This window comes from Falsiroseomonas sp. HC035 (assembly GCF_050563525.1).
In the GTDB taxonomy this organism is placed as follows: domain Bacteria; phylum Pseudomonadota; class Alphaproteobacteria; order Acetobacterales; family Acetobacteraceae; genus Falsiroseomonas.
The window spans coordinates 28458-48825 of the sequence record NZ_JBNXUN010000015.1; the positions used below are offsets into that span (position 1 = coordinate 28458).

A 20368-nucleotide genomic window follows, 5' to 3' on the forward strand; every position below is an offset into this window, starting at 1 on the left:
TTTGCGATAGGGGAGCTGGCGGGCAACACGGCAACTACGGATTCGCGCTCACAGCGCACCCGGGCGAGCCGCAGGGGTGGCCAGATAACGGATCGGGCTCGCAGCCCATGGTTCAAGAGTCGGCCTGCCCGCACTTGCGTGCTCCCGGTGCCCCATGTCCCGGATGGTCTCACCATAGCGCCAACCTTTGCGGGTCAGCAGGACCTCAAGGCACCAGGGCCATCATGCAGGGTAACGGAAGGCTTGGGGTCGGCGTTGTGGGAGTCGATGAAGGCGCGGTTGCTGGCCTTAAGCTGGGCGGTGGAGTGGTGGACGCCGCGCCGGATTTGCTTCTCGGTCCGATCGGCAAAGAAGCACTTGACTGACTGATCCAGGGCGCACCTTCTGGCCTGGACTGGACGTGCCAGAGCGGGCGCTTGGCCGGCCAGTCGGGCACGGGTTGGTCTGGTGGGCGGCGTAGTTGTCCATCACCAGGTGGACGTTAATATCGGCGGGCATGGCGGCCTCGACCTGGTCCAGGAACCTGCAAAAATTGCTCGAGCGGTGCTTCGGATAGCAGCGCCTGGCGAATACGCCGGAGGTGAGGTCGAGGGCGGCGAACAGCGGGGTGGTGCCGTTCTCGTGTAGTCGTGGGTGCGGCTATCGGCCTGTCCAGAGTGCATCGGCAACAGAGGGCTGGGTGCGGTAGAGCGCCTTGATCTGCGACTTCTCGTCGACGCACAGCATCGGGGGGCGCTTTGGCGGTCTCAGGAAGAGGCCTATGCACTCGCGCACCTTCTCGACAAGCAGCGGGTCGGTCGCAATCCGCACACGAGTGCGTTTGGTGTGGCGCCTGATTGTTGTTGCAGCACGCTCTCCCGCGATGGCAGGCTCGCCTCCGCTCCAGGCACGGGGCGACGGCGAGGGCGACCCCTCGCAGGGAGCGCAGGATGCCTCCTCGCGGCGCCGACCAGGATGCGTCCAAGGCGCCCGAGGCAGCTCCGTCCGTCCTCGCTGCGCCTTCGCTCAGCTTGCCCAAAGGCGGCGGCGCCGTGCGCGGCCTCGGCGAGAAGTTCGCGGCCAATCCCCTGACGGGCAGCGCGTCGCTGTCGCTCCCTCTCCCGCTCAGCCCGGGCCGCAACGGCTTCGGCCCCTCCCTCGCGCTCACCTACGACAGCGCCGCAGGCAACGGCCCGTTCGGCATAGGCTTACGCCTGGACGTGCCGTCGATCACGCGAAAGACCGACCGCGGCATCCCGCGCTACGACGACGCGTCGGGGTCCGACACCTTCATCCTCTCCGGCGCCGAGGACCTCGTGCCGGTCCTGATGCCGAACGGCAGCCGCCATAAGGACAGGCGCGACCGCGACGGGCAGGGCTGGTCCGTTGAGCGCTACAGGCCACGCATCGAGGGGCTGTTCTCGCGGATCGAGCGCTGGACGCGGCACGACGGCGGCGAGACCTTCTGGCGCACGATCAGCCGCGACAACGTCACCGCGCTGCTCGGGCGAAGCGCCGCCTCGCGCATCTCCGACCCGGCCGATCCAGCGCGCGTCTTCTCCTGGCTCGCCGAGGAAGTTACCGACGTCCGCGGCGACGCAATGCTTTTCGGATACCTCGTCGACGACCGCGGCGGCGCGGATATCGGCGCCACGAACGAGGCGAACCGCACCAGCGCCGACGTCGCCGCCAACCGCCTGCTCAAGCGGGTCCGCTACGGACGACGCAAGCCGACCGCCGTCGAGCCCGACCACGAGGCGGCCGCATTCCACTTCGAGCTCGTCCTCGACTACGGCGACCACGACCGGGATGTCCCGACACCGGCAGCGGATCGCGCCCCCGCGTTCCGCAGGGACCCCTTCTCCAACCGTCGGCCGGGCTTCGAGCTGCGGACGCAGCGGCTTTGCCAGCGCGTCCTGATGTTCCATCATTTCCCCGCCGAGGCGGAGGTCGGCAGGGATTGCCTCGTCCGCGCGCTCGAACTGGCCTACCGCGCCGACGCGCCGGGCGGCGAGGGCGATCCCGCCCGCGGCCACCCGCTCGGCTCGTTCCTCGCCTCCGCCACCCTCGCGGGCTTCCGGCGGAAGGACGGCGGCTACCTGCGCCGCGCGATGCCGCCGCTCGATCTTGCGTACTCGGAACTGGCTCTCTCCGACGAGGTGCGTGAGGCCGATCCGGACGCGCTTGCGGACATGCCGGGCGGCGTTGACGGGAAGGCGCTCCGCTGGGTCGATCTGGACGGCGAGGGGCTGCCCGGCATCCTTGCAGAGCATGGCGGCTCGTGGTGGTTCAAGCGCAACCTCGGCGAGGGTCGCTTCGGCCGCGCCGAGGCGCTCCCCTCCCGTCCCTCCGCAGGCTTCCCCGCGGGCGCGGCGCAGCAGTTCACGGACCTCGCCGGTGACGGAACTGTCGACTTCGTCGAGTTCGCGGGTCCGGCGCCCGGCTTCCACGATAGGACGCGGGACGGCAGCTGGACGGACCACCGCGCCTTCGCGTCTCTTCCCGTCCTTGACTGGAACGACCCGGCCCTGCGCATGGCCGACCTCTCCGGCGACGGGCTCGCGGACCTCCTGATCACTGAAGGCGACGAGATCGTCTGGCACCGATCTCTCGGCGAAGCGGGGTTCGACGGCGCGCGCCGCATCCCCGCACCATCAGACGAGGAGCGCGGCCCCCGCCTCGTCTCCTCGGACGCGCACCAGGCCGTCCACCTCGCCGACATGGACGGCGACGGCCTCGTGGACATCGTCCGCATCAGGAACGGCGAAGTCGCCTACTGGCCGAGCCGCGGCCACGGCCGCTTCGGCGCCAAGGTGACGATGGACGGCGCGCCGCGCCTGGACCTCGAGGGGCGCTTCCGTCCCGACCTCGTCCGCCTCGCCGATACGGACGGCTCCGGCACCACAGACATCGTCTATCTCGGCCCGGACGGCGTGGACGTCCACCTGAACCGCATGGGCAACTCCTGGGCGCCGCCGATCCGCCTCCCCGCCTTCCCCGGCGTGGACTCGGTCTCGGCCGTGGACCTCGTGGACCTCCTGGGGAAGGGCACGTCGTGCCTTGTCTGGTCTTCGCCGCTGCCCGCCGACGGGGGGCGCCCGCTCCGCTTCGTGGACCTCATGCGGCACGGCAAGCCGCACCTCCTCAAGCTCGTCCGCAACAACCTCGGTGCCGAGACGCGCGTCTCCTACGCGGCCTCCACCCGCTTCTTCCTCGATGACCGCGCGGCGGGCCGCCCCTGGGTGACGCGGCTGCCGTTCCCCGTCCACGTCGTGGAGCGGGTGGAGACGGCCGACCTCGTCTCCCGGAACCGCTTCGTCACGAGGACCGCCTACCACCACGGCCACTTCGACGGGCGCGAGCGCGAGTTCCGCGGCTTCGCGTTCATCGAGCGCTGGGACGGCGACGAGATCGGCGCGTTGGAGGACGGGGGCGGGCCGGGCCTCGACGCTGACCTCGTTGCCGGATCCCGCCTTCCGCCCGTGCTGACGCGCATATGGACGCACACGGGGTCCTTCCTGCCCGGCGGACCGCTCGCCGCGCACCTCGCGCGCGACTTCCACGGCGCGCCGCCGCCGGGCAACCCCGCGCACGCGCCCTTCATCGAGGGGCTGCTCGCCGACGCGCCCCTGCCGCCCGGCCTCACGGCGGAGGAGGAGTTCGAGGCGTGCCGCGCCCTGAAAGGCACCTCGATCCGCGAGGAGGTGTTCTCACCGGACAGGTCAGGCGCGCTCGGGCATCCCCTGCTCGTCGCCGAGCACGCCCACGCCGTCCGCCCCGTCCAGCCGAAGGGGGCGAACGCGCACGCCGTGTTCCTGCCCGTGGCGCGGGAACGCGTTACGCGTCACGTCGAGGGCGATGCCCAAGACCCGCGCGTCGTCCACGATCTGACGTTAGAGGTGGATGGCTTCGGCAACGTGCTCAGGTCGGCCACCATCGCCTACGGCAGGTCGGGGGCCGATCCCGAGTTGTCGGCCGACGACCAGGCGCGCCAGGCGCAGGCGCTGGCGACGGCCGTCGAGAGCGGCTTCACGTTGGAGATCGACCTGGAGGACGACTTCCGCGCGCCGCTGCCCTGCAGCTCCGTCACGTCGGAGCTGACGGGGGCGGTCCCAGCCGGAGTAGCTCTGCCGCTGGATTTCGAGGCTGCGGATGCCGTCGTCCGCAGCGCAGCCCGCATTGAATATGATGCCGCACCCACGCCAGGAGCCGTCGAGCTGCGCGCGGTCGAGCACGTGCGTCTTTTCTTCCGCCGCGACGACCTCGACGATGCCCAAGGGCCACTGCCGTTCGGCGAGCAAGGTCGGCTCGGCCTGGCCCACCACACGCGGCGCCAAGCGTTCACCCCGGGCATGCTCGCCCGGGCCTATGGGGGGCAGATCGGGCCAGGTGACCTGTCCGCAGCGGGGTTCGAGAGCGAACCCGATGGGTCCTGGTGGGCGCCGTCCGGGCGCACGCTGCTCTCGCCCAATCCAGGGGACAGCCCGGCGCTCGAGCTTGCGTATGCGACCAGCACCTTCCTCCAGCCGCAGCGCTTCCTCGATCCCTTCGGCAACGCGACGCGGATCCGGCTCGACGCCTATTCGCTGCTCCCGCAGGAATCCGAAGATGCGCTCGGCAACCTCGTCACAGTCGGCGAGCGTGCGGGCGACGGTTCGCTCGCAAAGCAGGGGAATGACTACAGGGTGCTCCGGCCTCGCATGGTCACGGACATCAATGGGAACCGCGAGGAGGCGCTTTATGACGCGCATGGCGAGGTCACAGCCGTCGCGGTCATAGGCAAGGTCGGCCAGGCGCTCGGCGATCGCCTGGACGGCATCGAGGCAGATGTCGCCGAGGCGACGCTGGCGGCGGCCATCGCGGACCCGGTCGGGCGGGGCGCGGACCTGCTCGGCCGGGCCACCGCCCGCACGCTCCGCGATCCGCTCGCTTTCCTCCGCAGCGGCGGCTCCACGCCCGCCTTCACTTGGACGCTGAGCAGGCGCGATCGGCACGACGCGGAGCTGGGTCCGGGCGAGCGGCCGGAAATCGACCAGATCGTGAGCCATGCGGACGGCGCTGGCCGGGAGATCCAGCGGAAGTCGCTGACGGAACCCGGGGCGCTGGAGGACGGCGGCCCGGTAGCCACGCCGCGCTGGATCGGCTCCGGCTGGATCGTGCCGGACAACAAGGGCAACATCGTCCGGGAATACGAGCCCTTCTTTTCCGGCACGGCGGATTACGAGCGTGATCGGAAAGAAGGCATCGCCTCCACGATCGTGCGCGACGCGCTCGGTCGAGTCATCGCCACGCTGCATCCCGACCGCACATGGGAGAAGGTGGTCTTCTCGCCCTGGCGCACGGACGCCTGGGGGCGGGACGACACCGTGCTCGACGATCCGACGGCCGACCCGGACCTGCGCGATGCTGTGTCACGCCTGTCCCGTGATGCCATCCTGCCGACCTGGCACGGGGTGCGGACCGATGCCGGTCTCCTCCTGGCGCGGTGGCCAGCCTTCGACGACACAGGCGGCGCCTTGCCCGGGAACGCTTCCGTCCGGGCCGAGGAGAGGGCCGCAGCCGATGCCTCCGCCGCGCACGCTCGCACGCCAAGCAGCTCCTGCCTCGACGCTCTCGGTCGGGACATCGTCGAGGTGCTCCGGCTCCATCCCCAGGGCGCCCCGCCCGGAGCGGCGCACGACGATCCGCACCTTTCGCGCATCTTCCGCGACATCGAAGGGAACCTCCTGAAGCTGGTTGATCCGCTCGGCCGCACCGCGGTCCGGCGCGAGCACGACATGCTTGGGCGCTGGGCGGCGCACGAGGGGCTCGACGACGGCAGGCGCTGGAGCCTCGCCGACGCCGACGGCAAGCCGTTCCTCGCCCTGTGGGAAGACGGTAGGCGTGTCAGCATCGACAGGGATCCCCTTCGCCGGGAGGTCAGCGAGACGCTTGAGCTCGCGGGCGCCCACCAGCGCACGACCCGGCGCACGATCTACGGCGAGGCCGAGGCGAGCCCTGAGGACGCCAACCTCCGCGGCAGGGCGATCCGCCTCCTCGACGAGACGGGCGAACAGCGAATCCTCGCCTGCGACTTCCGCGGCAATGTCGTCCGCACGCGCCGACGCGCGCGCCTCGACCCCCGCGCGGAGAGTCACTGGCCCGATGCGGGCGCCGGGAGCGAGGCGCTGCTCGAGCCGGTCGGATACGAGGCGTCGGCCATCTTCGATGCGGGCGGCGCGCCGTTCCAGCGGACGCTTCCCCACCGACCGGGCGACCCCGGCGGGTTCCACGTGATCCGTGAGGAGAACGGGCCGGGAGGACTGCTCCTCTCTATCCGCGTCTGGGTCGGCCTCGGCGCCGCGCCTCCGGCCGCCCTCGATCCGGCGACTGCGACGCACGTCCTCCTGCGCTCCCAGGAACACGACGCGAAGGGCCACAAAACCATGGCGGCCCTCGGCAACGGGGCCGTGACGAAATGGGCTTACGAGCCGGACACGTGGCGCCTGCGCGGGGTCATGACGGATCGCGGGCCCGCCTTCCCTGCGGATTGCCCCGTCCCCGGTGCCACCCCGTGCGGCGTGCGAAATTTGCGGTACCACTACGACGCGGTCGGGAACGTGGTGCTCATCCGCGACGATGCGCAGGACGCGATTTTCTTTGCCAACGCGGTCGCGGAGCCGGAGAGGCGGCACGCCTACGACGCGATCGGGCGTCTCGTCCGCGCGGAGGGCCGGGAACACGCCGGGCTGGCGGGCGCGCCTTGGGATGGATGGGACACGCCTGGACGTGCAGGTCTCGCCAGCCCGTCGGACGGCGGCGCAATGAGGCGCTACGTCGAGCGCTACCGCTTCGACGCCGCCGGGAACCTCGCGGAGATTGAGCACGCCGTCCCGTCCGCGCCAGCCGCCAATTGGAACCGCCGCTTCCAAATGGAGGCCACGAGCCCATTCGTGGCGGAGGCGGCGCGGGGCGCGGTGCGGAACTGGCTCACCGGGTGCAGGCTCTCCGGCGGCGGCGGCCCAGATGTCGCCGAGGAATTCGAGCACGACGTCCATGGGCGGATGCTCGGCATGCCGCACCTCTCGCGCCTCTCCTGGAACGAGGACGAGCACCTGCATGCGTCGGCGCGGCAGATGGTCGGCCAGGGGCTGGTACCAGAGACCACCTATTACGAGAGCGATGCCGAGGGACGCCGCTTCCGGAAAGCGACGTTTCGCAGCGGCGCAGGCCCGGCGGGCGGCACGCTCAGGGAGGAGCGGCTCTACCTCGGGCAGCTCGAGATATATCGGAGCTACGCGGCAGATGGTCTGACGGTCGTCCTCGAGCGCGTCACCGTGACGACGGGGGAAGAGGCCGGAGTTCCCGCGTCGGTCGAACTGCGGACGGTCGGCGCCGATGCCGGACCGGCGTTGGATGTCCGCTTTTCCCTCGCCGACCACCTCGGCTCGGTCGGGCTGGAACTCGACGCGACGGGTGAGGTGGTTTCGCACGAGGAGTTCTACCCGTTCGGCGGGACGTCTTTCGAAGGTTCGGCAGCCCCGGGATTGGCGGGGCGCCGACGGCGCAAGCACGCGGGCAATGAGCGCGACGATGAGACCGGGTTCTATTACTCGGGACGCCGACACTACGCGCCGTGGCTCGGCCGCTGGACCGTCCCAGACCCGGCGGGCCACGCCGACGGCCCAAGTCCTTACGCCTATTGCCGAGGCAACCCCATCGCACTTCGCGATCCAGACGGGATGCTCAGCTGGGGACAGGTCGTCGGGATCGGGGCGGCCATCGTCGTCGGCGTCGCGGTCACCGCGCTGACGGGCGGGGTGGCAGGGCCAATCGTCGCAGGCGCGATCGGCGGCATGGTCGGCGGCATGGTCGGGGAGGTGGTCGAGGCAAAAATCGACAACAGGGAACTGACCCTCGGGAACGTCGTGAAAGCCGGGGCCATCGGCTTGGTTACGGGGGCCGCGTTCGCCGGGGCGGGCCAGGCGCTGGCCCGATCCTCGACTTTTGCCAAAATAGCCTCATCGACGGCGCGCACTTGGGCAGGAAGGGCTGTCCTTGGCGCTACCTACTCCGTCAGAGTGTCCAAGAACCCCGTGGCCAAGGCAGCAGTCTCCGCAGGACGCGCCGTCCGCGCGGGCATCACGAAGCTCGAGGAGGTGGGCGAGGGGGCGGGCCGTCGGCTTGGCGGGAAGGCGGCCGAGAACGCGACCCGGCAGGCCGAGGCCCGGGCTACGCTGGGGGCCGCGAAGGCGGACGCTGCAGCGCGCCACACAGGCAAGACGGGAGCACAGGGCAGTATCCTCGGCGAGATCAACGGAGAGCCGGTGCGGGCCTCGACCTTGTCGGGCGGCGGCAAGGGATCGCAGTCTGGCAACAAGGCCATCAACGTCGAGGTGCCGGACGGCGCCCAGAAGGCCGTGCCTGCGCCGCACCCGGAGCGCGCAAGCCCGACGCTGGAGCCGTTCCCAGTTCCCAAGGCGGACGGCACACCAATCGATCGCGGTATGGATGCCGAGTTCAAGCTGCTGAACTACGTCCTGTTCGGGGAAGGCACCAGTCTAAGGCCGGACCTCGCGGGCAAGATCTTCCTCGGCGTCGACAAGCCGATTTGCCCGAGTTGCACAGCCAACATCTGGTCGGCGCGCGCGGCTGTGCCCGGCCTCGACATCATTACGCGCACGCCGCTGCAGCTCGGCGGCGGTCTAGGCGGCGGGGCCGGGGTGGTGATGCCAGACCCGGATCGGTCGTCGCCTCAGCCCGCCGTCGGCATCGGTGTGAGCTTCTGATGGCCGTTCCAAGCGCAGCGCCCGGCCTGCTTCCCGAAGGTTGGTCCCCCTTGCCGGGCGGCGGCGGCGTCCGCGTCGCCGACCGGCAGCCCGTGGAGGTTTCCGACAGGGGCAAATGGAGGCTCGACGAGCTCGCGATCCTGCAAGAGGCGGGTGAGGCGGCCGGGATGCGGCTCCGCTGGACGGACCCGGAGCGGCACAAGCGCTGGCGATCCAACACGTGGCGGAAGCTGCTCGCGCCGACTGACGAATGGCTGTGGTCGGTGGCGGAGGTGCGGCCCGACACCTGCGACATCTGCCTGGAAAACTTCGGGTCAGCTTGGACTGAGACACCCGACGGCAAGCTGTGGGTCTGCGAGGAATGCCACGACGGGAACGAGCTCGGAAGCAAGTCCGGACGCACGCAGGATGGAGGAGCCTGAACCATGCCGCAGCTCACACTGAACGCCTTCGGCGGAGAGGTATCGGCGCTCCAGGGCAAGCTGAAGCAGCTCGGCGTCGCCGTGCCTCCCGCCGAGGCCAAGGACGGCGTCTTCGGGTCCGGCACCAAGGCTGCGCTGATGAACCTCCAGGGCCAGCTCGGTGTCGCGCCGACGGGGATCGCGGACGAGGCGACGCAGGCCGCGCTCGAGGCCGCGGCCCAGGCCCGCGCGCAGGGTGTCGGCCGCGCGCAGGGGCGGGTCGTCCGCGATGACGGCGCCGTCGGGCGCGACATCGAGGTCGCGCTGTTCCGCCGGTCCGTCGGCGGCGCCCTGGCAGAGGTGGCGCGCGAGAAGGCCGACGAGGACGGCTTCTACTCGCTGCCCCTCGGCGCGCACCTCGAGGACGGGGCGGAGTTCGAGTTGCGCCTCGTGAAGGATGGCGTCGCCGTCCCGGCCGCGGGAATTTCGCCGAACCCCGCCGGGTTCGCGAACGTCAACCTCGTCGCTCCGGCGCCCAAGGCCGTGGGCGCCGAGTTCACGGCCGTCTCCGGCGCGCTCAAGGCGGCGCTCGGAGTGGGCGCCAAGCTCTCGGACATTCGCGAGGAGGGCGACCGCCGGGACATCGACGCGCTGAGCGAGAAGACGGGCTGGGATCCGCGCGTCGTCGCGCTCGCGGCGAGCGCCGCGCGGCTCTCCGAAGGCGCGAAGCTGCCGGAGGACGCAGCCTACGCGCTGCTCCGCGTCGGGCTGCCCACCGATCCGCTCGCGCTGGCGTCGGTCGGCTCCGAAGGCGTGAAGCTCGCGATCGGGAAGTCAGTGACAGGGGGTGTTGCGGAGATGGACGCGGGCGCGACGTCCGCGGCCCTCAACGCCTATGCAGAGTTCGCCCGCGAAACGCTCGCCACCACCGCCGCACCAGGCCAGCTCGCGGCGCCCCGCCGGTTTGCGGAGGACGCTGGTCTCGGCGCCGCCGAGAGGGCGAAGCTCGAGCGGCTCGCCTATGTTGACCAGCTACGCGGCGAGGAGCTCTGGAAGGCCGCGGAGCGGGAGGGCTTCGACGACGTAGCGATTGCAACCCTCAAGCTCCAGGGCAAGCTCGCGGCGCTCACCCAGAACAACCCCGAACTTGTTAAATCCCTGCAGGCCGATCTGGCGGGGAACGACGTGTCCGCCCTGGCGGAGCGTGACCTGCATCGCCCGGCCGAATGGAAGAAGCGGCTCGAGACGGTCGCGGGCGGCGATGCGCAAAAGCTGAAGGGACTCGTCCCCATGCCGGATGACGGCGCCGACCTCGACGCCGCGCTCGACGCTTACTCCGCGCGCATGGCGCGGAGCGTTCGGCTCTCCTTCCCGACCGCCGTCGCGGCCCGGATGGTCGAAAACGCAGAGATCGATCTCGGCCCCCGCCACGCCGGGACAAAGGCGCCCGTCGTGAGCGCGCTGCGCGCCGCCGCGGCGAAGGGGTTCGACATCGACCGGCAATCCGTCTCCCGCTTCGTCCGGGAGAACGAGGCAGCGGTGTTCGGCGGGATGGGCGCGGATGAGAAGAGGAAGGCGACCGATGCGCTGAAGTCCCTCCAGCGCATCCGCCAGGTCACGCCGGACGACGAGACCGCGGCGGTCCTCCTGAAGGACGGCTTCACCTCGGCCCTGGAGATCGCGCAGGCACGCTGGGACGACCTTCTCGTCCGCCACGAGAAGACCGTCGGGCGGGAGAGGCTGGAGATGGCCTTCCGCAAGGCACGCCAGGTCAGCCTCATCACCTACAACGTCTTCAACGCCGTCCGCTCCGCGGCCGCCCAGCCCGCCCTGCACGCCACTGCGCGGGAGGACGGAAATGGCGGCGAGGGCGCGGCGGGCGGGGAGGACCGGAAGGCGCTGCTTGCCGCCTACCCGACGCTCGAGGCGCTCTTCGGCTCGCAGGACTTCGCGGGCTGCGAAGGCTGCTCCTCCGTGACCAGCCCGGCCGCGCACCTCGTGGACCTGCTTCGCTTCCTCGACCCCGGCGACGCCGAGTGGGGTCGCTTCCTCGACGCCTGGAAGCTCCGCCGCGGCGAGGATTACGGGGTCAATTTCCTCCAGCCCTTCGAAGCCCTGATGCGGCGGCGACCCGACGTCGCCCACCTGCCGCTGACCTGCGAGAACACCGAGACGGCGCTCCCCTACATCGACCTCGCGAACGGCGTCCTGGAATGGTCGGTCGCCAAGGGCAGGGTGGAGCCGGAGGCGTTCTTCGACGTGGGCGAGGCGCGGTCCGAGGATCTCGTGGCCGAGCCGCACCGGACCAACCCGGACGCCTACGCAAAGCTGGCCGCGGCCGTGTTCCCCGCGCCGCTGCCCTTCGATCTGCCCCTGGAGACGGCCCGCGCATTCTTCGCCGGGGCAGGCACGACGCTGGCGGACGCGCTATCGACGATGCGCGCGGGCGACGAGCTGGACGACCCGGCCGCGGCCTATGGGCTGCGGGCCGTCGCGTCCGAGCGGCTCGGCGTCGGGCCGCTCGAGGCGGCGCTCCTGACTGATCAGGCGGGCCTCGACGACTGGTTCCGCCTCTACGGCTTCGGCACCGAGGCGGAGGCGCTGAAGGCGCTCGCCTCGGCGCAGGAACTCGCGCGCCGCCTTGCCGTGAGCTACGAGGAGCTGGCCTCGATCTGCCGGACTTGGTTCGTCAACCCCGCCGCCGAGGCGCTCGCCCTGCTGCCCCGCATCGGCGTCGCTCCCTCCACCCTCGCTGCCCATCTCGGCCTCTTCGGGATGCCGGGGCTCTCGGCGGAGCAGACCGAAGCAGTGGAGGGGCGGCTGAAGGCGTTCTCGGGAACGCAGGCGGTGCGCGGCTTCGACGCGGTTGCCTGGGCGGGCTCTGCTTCCACGCGGGGCAAGCTGGCCGGGATGCTCGCCCTCACCGGCCCGGCCTCCTCCGACTTCTCGAAGACGAGCCTCGCCTTCCTCGACGGGAAGGGGGCGGACGGCTTCGTCTACGCCCGCCTCTCCGTCTTCGTGCGGCTCTGGCGGCGCCTCGGATGGACCGTGGACGAGACCGACCGGGCGCTTCGCGTCCTCATCCCGGCAAAGCTGCGTCCCGTCTCGGGCGCCCTCGGCGTGCCAGCGGCCGAGAGGGGGACGCTCGGCGCCGCTCTCCGAGCCGCCATCCTGCACATCTCGCACATGCGGGAGGCGGCGGCTTCCCTGAACCTCGGCCGTGGCGAGGGCAACGGCGCGCTCCTCGCGCTCTGGTCGGATATGGACACGCGCGGCCCCGCATCGCCCTACGCCCGCATGTTCCTCCGCCCCCGCGACGAGGGCGCCGACCCGGCGTTCGACCATCCGCTCGGCGAGCATCTCGCCTTCACGCCGCCCGGTGCCGCGGCCTCGCAGCCTTTCGGGTGGGATCCTGCGAAGCCCGAGGACATCGCGGGCGGCAACGTGCCGCTCCGCACCCACCTGGCCGCCGCGCTCGGGGCATTCCGGCTCTCGGCGGCCGGCGTGGAAGCCATCCTGCTGGACGTCGGCGTGAAGCCGGAGGCCGGAGCCAGCGCGACGGATTCGGCCGCACTCAACCTCGCCACGCTCTCCGCGCTGCACCGCCACGCGCTGCTCGCACGGAGCCTGCGCATCTCGGTCTCGTCGCTCCTCGCCCTCAAGCGCCTCACCGGCGTCGACCCCTTCGCGCCCCTGCCGGACGACGAACCGGCAACCGCCGCGGCGGATCGGCCGCTCGAGGCGCTGCGGTTCATCCGCGTCGCGGGGGAGCTCCGCGAGGCTGGGGTCAGGGCGGACGAACTCGACTGGCTCCTCCGCCACCGCTTCGACCCCGCCGGTGCCAGGCGCCCGGACCCGCGCGCAGGCGTGACCCTCATGCGGAGCCTCGGCGCCTCGATCGCGCGGATTGCGGCCGACCATGCCGCCCCTGCGGAGCCGCTGGCCTTCACGGACGAGCGGATCGCCGCGGAACTGTCGTTGGCCGTCCCCGCCGCGGCGGCGGACGCCTTCATGGCGTCCTGGACGGGGGGCGGCCTGACGCAGGTCGACATCCCAGGAGTGGCCGCCGCCGACGCGCTGGTCCCCGCGCTGTTCCGGGACGAGCGGGTGATCGCCGCCGTGGCTCATCTCGGCGGCAGCGGCACGCAGCGGCTCGTGCACCGCGGCTTCGCCACGGCCCCCGGGATCGCGCGCCTGAAGGCGCTCGCGCCAGGGAACGAGGTCCTGGAGAAGTCGCTGGACGCTGTCGCCGAGCGGCAGGCGAAGGCGTTCGCGTCGGCCTTCGGCGCTTTCCTGGAGGCGGCGGACGCCGAGGCGCTCTTCGCGCCGCTCGCAGCCGGAGGCGACGAGGAGGCACATGAGCAGGCCAGGCGCGGGCTGCTCGCCCGCCGCCTCCTGCCATTCCTGCGGCGGCGCCTCTCCCGCGTCCAGGCGGCCGAGGCGATGGCGGCGGCGACGGGCGCCGATCCCGCGCTCGTCGAATCCTTCATTAACGATGTCCGCCTGCTCGCCGCAGACGGCGGCGGCCGCCTTGCGGATGCGCTGGAGGCGGCCGCCGAGCGAGGGCTGGATGCCGTCTTCTCGCCCAACGCCGACGGTAGCGCGCCCGGCGCTCCCCTCCGGATCGCCTCCGGCGACACATCCGTGCGCGGCGCGGACGGCGGGCCGCTGCGTCCGCCTGGCACGAATGCCATCCGGCTCGATGGTTGGGTGGAGGCGGCGTCGGGCGGCGCGCACCGTTTCACCGTGCTGGCCTCCAAGGCCGGGACGCGGGTGCGGCTGAAGCTCGGCGACGGGGGCGACGCGGCGCTCGAGGCGACGGCCGACCGCGACGCCTGGTCGGCCACGAGCGCTCCCGCCGACCTGAAGCCGGGCCAGCCCATCCGCTTCATGCTCGAGGCATTCGACGCCGCCGACGGCGACCTGTCGGTCACCGTCACCGGGGACGCGCTGCCGACGGGCGGGCTGGACGCCCTGACGCTCTACCCGGAGAGCGCCGCGGTGCAGGTTGCGCGCGCCGCCGAGCGGCTCGCGAAGGCGCTCGCCGTCGTGCGCCTCTTCGACCTGTCCGAGGACGAGCTGTCCGGGATCGCCGCGCACCCCGAGGACTTCGGCGGCTTCGCCCTCGGTGCCCTGCCGCTCGACGAGGCAGAGGGGCAGGCAAGCGACGCGCCCGCCCTGTTCCGCGGCGTCCTCGCGCTCCTCGATCTCCGGCGGCTCCGCACCGAGATGGCGGGGGGCGGGACGGAGATGGCGGATCTGCTCGCGCTCGCCCGTCGGACATACCCCGCAGGCACGTCCAACGCCGACGCCATTCGCACGGCCCTGGACGACCTCTTCGCGCGGCTCGCCGAGGTGGCCAGGCGCAGGCCCGAGGACGTCGCCGCCGCGGCGGAGCTGCTCGGGAGCGGCGCCTCGGCGGCGGCGGGCGCGGCCGGACTCGAGATCCGCGTCGGCCTCTTCGCCGAGCCGTCACGGCTGCGGCGGCTCTGGGAGATGCTCCGGCTCGCCTCGGCGATGCGCCTGCGCGTGGCGCAGCTCGCGGCCTGGACGGTGCCGAACCCGGATGCCCGCGCGGCATCGGGGCTGCGCGACGCCGTGCGCGCGGGCTTCGACGCGGCCGCCTGGCGGGCCGCCGCCAAGCCGATCTTCGACGGCCTGCGCCAGCGGCGGCGCGACGCGCTCGTGGCCTACCTGATGCAGCGCGACGGATACGACCAGCGGGAGCGGCTCTTCGAGGAATATCTCATGGACCCCGGCATGGAGCCGGTCGTGCTCACCTCGCCGCTCCAGTTCGCCGTGGCCGCGGTGCAGACCTTCGTGCAGCGCTGCCTGCTCAACCTCGAGCGCGAGGTGCCGCCCCAGGCCATCGATGCCGAACGCTGGGACAAAATCAGGCGCTACCCCGTCTGGGCGGGCTCGCGCCTCATCTTCCTCCACCCCGCCCAGCTCCTGGAGCCGTCGCTCCGCGACGATAGGACGCATCTCTTCCGCGAGCTCGAGGAGACGCTGCTGCAGGGCGAGGTCACGGAGGACCGCGCCGAGGCCGCCTTCATGGGATATCTCCGCGGCCTCGAGGAGATCGCACGGCTGCAGGTGGTGTCGCTCTGGACGGAGACGGACCCGCGCGATTCCACGAGGTCGGAGCTGCACGTCCTCGCCAGGACGATGCGCGCACCGAGGCGCCATTTCTACCGGACCGCGCGGGACGGCGCCTGGCGCCCCTGGGTCCCGGTCGATGTCGAAATCGAAGGCGACCTCGCCTGCGTGCTGCCGTGGCGCGGCCGGACCTTTGTCTTCTGGGTCACCTACATCGAGCGCGCCCCGCGGCCTGACAGCGGCACCATCGAGTCCGCTGCCAAGAAGTCGCCGGGCCAGCTCGTTCAGCGCTCCTTCACGACCCGGCTGAACTGGGCCGAGTTCCTGGAGGGCGCTTGGAATGGCCCCTTCAGCGCGGACGCGGGCAGTTTCACCTTCGGAGGCGGCGACTTCAACGGGGCGAGCGGCTCGCTCCGGCCCGCGAAGGAGTTCGACTCGTCCGGCCGCGATCGCGCGGTGATCCTGAGCCTATCCGGCGGGGGGGCGATCAGGCTGACGAGCACGAGCGCGCCGCCCACGACCGTGCGCGGCATGGGCGGCGGCGGTCAGCCGTACGACGTGGAAGCGGGGACGGGCGCCGGGCTGTTCGGATCCGGCGACCTGACGGTCAAGTTCATCTCGGAACTGCCCCTGGGCAAGGGAGAGCCGAAGGAGGCGACGGAGACGATCCTCGGCGCGGGAGGCGGCCACCGGCTCGTCGTGAGCAATCCGTCACTGGGCGGCAACAGCGAGTTCGCAAGGCTCTCCGCCCCGTTTTTCTACGAGGATGTGGAGAACCTGCTCTTCGTCTCCCCGACCCTCACCGTGGAGACGCTCGAGACGTACGCGGAGTGGGTGCCGCCGCCGATCAAGTGGAACGACATGTGGAAGGTGCCAAAGTTCTGGGACGGCGTACCGGTGCTGCCCCAGATCCCGCTGCCGAGGCCGAGGGTTCCGCTCGACGCCGGAGACCCGGCGCCCTGGATGGGCGAGGGCGGCAAGCCCTGGATCATCCCGAAGACGGGCCCCGGCATCCCGTTCCCCATGGGTGGCATCGGACCGCTCCTCGACCCGCTCGGACCGCTCGGCGGACCGCGATTGGCCGGGCCGGACATCCCCCGGGACTGGCTAACGACGCCGGGCACCGTCGTCGCCTTCGGCGACCGCGTGGTCGGCCGCGGCGGCGCTCTCGATCTCGTCCGCGTCGGGCTCGGCGGGAGCGACGAGCAGCTCGTGGCCGTGAAGCCGTCGGTCGGCGCAGTGCTCGACGCCGTCGGCGCGAACGAGCTTGTGCGCGACCCCGGCCGGATCAACGCCGGAGCCGTGTTCGGGCAGGCAGCCACGCCCTCGGACGGCGCTGCCGTCCTCCAGCCCGATGCATTCGGCGATGCTTTCGGTCCGATCCGCGAGGAGGGCGGGTTCTCGCGCCCCGGCCGCGTCGTCGGGCATGGCGGCCTTGACGTCACGGACATCCGGCGAATCAACCGCGGAGACCTCCTCGGCGGGGGTGGGTTCACCGATTTCCGGCGCGGCGCGGGCGTGCGCCTCGGCGGCGGCGGCTGAGAGGAACGGCGACATGACAAACCCGCTGAACGCGACGTTCCACAACGGCCGGGATCACATCGACTGGTTCGTCGACGGCGCCACGGGGAAGTTGGGGAAGGGTCACCTGTCGGACATCAACATCCCGCTTCCGCTGACACCGGGGCCGACGCTGACGGAGCGGCGCTCGCTCGCTTACGCCTTCACCGCCCACCAGCACCCCTTCGTCACCGCCCTCGTCGAGCGGCTGGCCGAGGGTTCGGTTGCGGGGCTGCAGGCCGCGAACGTCGAGGATGCGCCAGGAGGCGCCAAACTGCCCGACGGATCGACCCGGCCGCTCCTCCACGAGGAATTCTTCCCCGCCTACGCGCCCACCGCTCTCGTCTCGGCGCCGCATCCCGTGCACCGCCTCGAGTTCGGGCAGGGCAGCGCCTACGGGGTCTACAACGACGAGCTGTTCCTGCACGTGCACCTCGCCGTCGCGGCGCACTGCACGGCGGAGGGGCGCTACGAGCTCGCGCAGCGCTGGCTTCACAACATCTTCGACCCGACGGACCGGAGCGACGCCCCGGCGCCTGCCCGCTTCTGGAAGTTCCGGCCCTTCAGGACCGCAAAGGCCACGAGCGCCGAACGCCTCATGACGAACCTCGCGACCGGAGCCGATCCGGCGCTGCGCGACGCGACGGTCGCCGCCATCGAGGCGTGGGAGCGGGAGCCGTTCAACCCGCACCTCGTCGCCCGCTTCAGGCCCGACGCCTACATGGTGAGGACGGTCACGGCCTACCTCGACAACCTCATCGCCTGGGGGGATTTGCTCTTCCGGCAGGACACGCGGGAGAGCATCAACGAGGCGATGAGCCACTACGTGCTCGCCTCCCTCATCCTCGGCAGGCGGCCGCAGCGCGTTCCCAGCCGCGGTCAAGTGGCCCCGCAGAGCTACATGCAGCTCCGCTCATCGCTCGACGAGTTCGGCAACGCGCTCCGCGACATTGAGGCAGACGTCGTCTTCAACATGACGCCCGCACCGGCTCCGGGCGCGGCGCAGGGCGGCCGCGGGACCGCGGCCATCGAGTCCATCGGGCAGAGCCTCTACTTCTGCGTCCCGCGCGACGACAGGCTGCTCGGCTACTGGGACACCGTCGCGGACCGCCTGTTCAAGATCAGGAACAGCCTCAACCTCCTCGGCGTCTTCCGTCAGCTCCCGCTCTTCGAGCCGCCGATCGACCCGGCGCTCCTCGCGCGCGCCGCGGCCAGCGGGCTCGATGTCTCGGCCGTGCTGGCCGGGCTGAACCAGCCCCTGCCAACACAGCGGTTCCTGCCCCTCGTCCAGCGTGCCGCCGAGCTCTGCCGCGAGGTGCAGTCCCTCGGCGCGTCGCTGCTGTCCGCGATGGAGAAGGAGGACGGGGAGGCGCTCCAGATACTCCGCGCGCGGCACGAGCGCTCCGTCCTAGAGCTCGCCGAGCAGACCCGCTACGCGGCGGTCCAGGAGGCGGCGAAGTCGCGCGAGGCGGTGGAGCGGACGCTCGCCGCCGCCGCCGCCCGGTGGACGCACTTCAACAGGCTGCTCGGGGAGAACCCGTCCGCGCCGCCCGGGCTCGACCCGATCGACATGGATGCGCTCGCCGCCCTCCGCCTGCGCGCGGCGGAGCCGGAGATGCCGGGGGCGGAGGTCGAATACGACGCGGCGGCGGGGCTCACGGGAGACCTGCAGGGGAGGGCGCTGAACCCGCAGGAGAAGGCGGAGATGGACCTCCTCTTGACGGCCCAGACACTGAAGGACGCTGCCGGAACCGCCTCGCTCCTCGCCGGGCCGCTCGGCGCCATCCCCGACATCGGGATATGGGCCGCGCCGCTGGGCGCGGGCGGCTCCGTGACGATCGGCGGCAAGCAGATCTCCGCGGTGGCGCAGTTTGCCGCTCAGGCGCTCGGCAACGTCGCCGACATGGTCGTTTATCAGGCGGGCAGGGCGGCCAAGATTGGCGGCTTTGTCCGCCGCGAGCAGGAGTGGACCTTCCAGGCGAACCAGGCCGCCCTCGAGATCAACGGCATACTCCGGCAGCTCCGAGCGGCCCAGATCCGCGAGGCCATGGCGGCGCGCGAGCTCGAGGTCCACCGCAAGCAGATCGAGAACGCCAGGGCGGTCGAGGAATTCCTTGCCGACGAACGCAAGGGTAAGGTGACGAGGAAATCCCTCTACGCCTGGATGCGCAAGGAGACCCGCGGCCTGCACAGCCGGGCCTTCCAGCTCGCCCTCGACGTCGCGCGGAAGGCCGAGCGGGCATTTCAGCACGAGCTCGGAGACCGCTCCGCCCGGTTCATCGACGGCGGGTACGCGGCTGGCCGCGAGGGGCTTCTCGCGGGCGAGCGGCTTCTCCTCGACGTCCGCCGGATGGAGAGCGGATACCATGACGCCAACCGGCGCGAGCTGGAGATGGTCCGGCACGTCAGCCTCCGGCAGCTCGACCCGCTGGCGCTCGTCGCGCTCCGGACCGCCGGGGCTTGCACCGTGCGCGTGCCCGAGGAGTTCTTCGACCTTGACGCGCCCGGCCAGTACTTCCGGCGCATCCGCTCCGTCGCCGTCACCATCCCCTGCGTGCTCGGCCCCTACGCCTCGGTCCGGTGCCGCCTCACCCTCGTCCGCAGCTCCATCCGGGTCAGCCCGAACCTGCTCGACGGCGCATACGAGCGGGACGGGGAGGCCGATCGGCGCTTCGACGACCACATGGGCAGCCTCGAGACCATGGTCACGAGCACGGCGCAAAACGACCCCGGCGTGTTCGAGGCGGGGCCGCGGGACGAGCGCCTAATGCCCTTCGAGGGGTCGGGGGCGGTCAGCGAGTGGCGCATCGAACTGCCGAAGCGCTTCCGCGCGTTCGACTACGCGACGATTTCCGATCTCATCCTGCACATGCGGATAACGGCGCGGCAGGCGGGCGGGCTGCTCCAGGCGAAGGCGGAGGCGTCCATCGGAGATCGGCTCAAGGACGCACGAATGGCGGGGCGCGTGCGGCTCTTCTCGCTCCGCCACGACTTCCCGACGGAGTGGGCGCGCTTCAAAGCCGCGAAGCCCGCCAACCCCGGCGAGTTCGTCGGCATGGCGGTCGAGCTCACGGACGGCCACTATCCCTTCTGGACGCGGGGCCAGCTCGCGGAGGTGGTCGCCGCCAAGCTCCTCGTAGCGCCGGATGCCGCCGTCGGCGCGGCGTTCGAGGTGTCCGGCAAGGCCGCGGCCGCGGCGGGGGAGCGGGACACGCTCGGCAAGGACGCCGAGACGGGGCTCTTCACCGGCGACTTCGCAAAGGGCTCGCCGAGCGCGGGTGGTGCGGGCTGGACCCCGGCCGGTGCCGTGCCGATTTTCTTTGAAAGCAACGCGGTGTTAGATGCCTGGTTAGCGATCGAGTGGCGGTCGGCCTAACGGAAGCGCCAATGTCAACACTCAAGTAGTCCGGCGCCACGGTCGCGTCCCGGCATTCATGTCTCGGAATGAGCACGAACGCGCCGCCACATTCCTGCCAGGAGAAAGCACTTGATCACGGTTGGCACTGAACGATAGCCTTTCGTGCCCGCGATGAAATGCGGAGCGTGCATTGGCGGCAATGG

Annotated in this window: 4 protein-coding genes; all 4 read left to right on the forward strand. The window is 71.4% G+C overall.

The genetic code is table 11. From position 1 onward, the window contains the following. The first annotated feature begins 1031 nt into the window (after window positions 1-1031). The 4 genes from ACLF3G_RS23450 to ACLF3G_RS23465 are packed head-to-tail and all read left to right on the forward strand — an operon-like array spanning window position 1032 to window position 20183. Window positions 1032-8747 carry a SpvB/TcaC N-terminal domain-containing protein gene (locus tag ACLF3G_RS23450; protein WP_430671830.1) on the forward strand — a complete coding sequence of 2572 codons (7716 nt, stop codon included), beginning with the start codon at window positions 1032-1034 and terminating at the stop codon, window positions 8745-8747. A 50-nt stretch (window positions 8748-8797) separates the two neighbouring features. Next, window positions 8798-9169: a hypothetical protein gene (locus ACLF3G_RS23455; RefSeq protein WP_430671831.1), complete on the forward strand. Its 372-nt coding sequence runs from the start codon at window positions 8798-8800 to the stop codon at window positions 9167-9169. Between the two features lie 3 nt (window positions 9170-9172). Continuing rightward, complete coding sequence (locus ACLF3G_RS23460) at window positions 9173-16789, forward strand: neuraminidase-like domain-containing protein (protein WP_430671832.1); 7617 nt, start codon at window positions 9173-9175, stop codon at window positions 16787-16789. 13 nt (window positions 16790-16802) lie between these two features. Beyond that, window positions 16803-20183 carry a hypothetical protein gene (locus ACLF3G_RS23465; RefSeq protein ID WP_430671833.1) on the forward strand — a complete coding sequence of 1127 codons (3381 nt, stop codon included), beginning with the start codon at window positions 16803-16805 and terminating at the stop codon, window positions 20181-20183. Window positions 20184-20368: the final 185 nt, after the last annotated feature.